The 1121-nt window shown below is 72.7% G+C and carries 1 protein-coding gene; it reads left to right on the plus strand.

Annotated features, from left to right (window positions below):
* On the plus strand, positions 1–1121 hold a 1121-nt coding region (locus MFF58_RS31720), incomplete at both ends, for a polysaccharide biosynthesis/export family protein (RefSeq protein ID WP_238294301.1).

The following is a 1121-nucleotide window of genomic DNA, read 5'->3' on the forward strand; positions in this document are numbered from 1 at the left end:
GGCTGCACGTACCTGCCGGCGGCGGGTCCGACGGCGAGCGCGATCCAGGCGGGCGCGGAGGTCGCGACCGCCGACGGGGGCCTGCTGGCCCGCTACGAGATCATCGACGTGACGCCGGCGGTGGTGGAGGCCCTGCGCGGCCGCCCGCTGGACAGCCTGCTGGCGTCCTTCGGCGACCACCGCCCCTCCACCGAGCCGGTGATCGGCATCGGCGACATGGTCTCGGTCTCGGTCTGGGAGGCGGGATCGGGCGGGCTGTTCTCCGGGCCGCTGGTCGCCGACCGCTTCTCCGCCGGCTCCAAATCCGCCCTGATCCCCGAGCAGCCGGTGGGCCGCGACGGCGCCATCTCGGTGCCCTATGCCGGCCGCATCAAGGTCGCCGGCCGCCGCACCCAGGACGTGCAGACCCTCATCGAGAGCGAACTCGCCGGCAAGGCCATCCAGCCCCAGGTGCTGGTCTCGGTCACCCGCCCGATCAGCCAGGCGGTGACCGTCACCGGCGAGGGCGCCGCCGGCGCCCGCCTGCCGCTCTCCGGCCACGGCGACCGCATCCTCGACGTCATCGCGGCCGCCGGCGGCAACCGCTCGCCGGTCAACGAGACCTTCGTGCGGCTCTCCCGCGGGCCGGTCACCGCCACGGTGCCGCTGACCACGGTGGTGTCCAACCCCAAGGAGAACATCTTCCTGCGGCCCAACGACGTGCTCACCCTGGTGCGCGACCCGCAGACCTTCATCGCGGTCGGCGCGCTGGGCAACAGCACCGAACTGCCGTTCCAGGCCGACGGCATCACCCTGGCCCAGGCGCTCGCCAAGGCGCGCGGCCTCTCGGACTTCGCCGCCGACCCGGCCGGCACCTTCATCTTCCGCTTCGAGCCCGCCAGCGTGGTGCGCCGCCTCTATCCCGGCTCGAGGCTGCTCGGCACGCCCCTGGTGCCGGTGGTCTACCGCATCGACATGCGCGACCCCAACAGCCTGTTCGTCTCCCAGGCCTTCCGCATGCGCAACCGGGACCTCGTCTACGTCTCCAACGCCCCCTTCACCGAAGTCTCCAAGGTGCTCGCCGCCTTCAACGGCGTCACAGGACCCCTCGCCTCCGCGGCAACCGCGTACGCCTACGCGAA

Source organism: Methylobacterium longum (assembly GCF_022179385.1).
Classification (GTDB): domain Bacteria; phylum Pseudomonadota; class Alphaproteobacteria; order Rhizobiales; family Beijerinckiaceae; genus Methylobacterium; species Methylobacterium longum.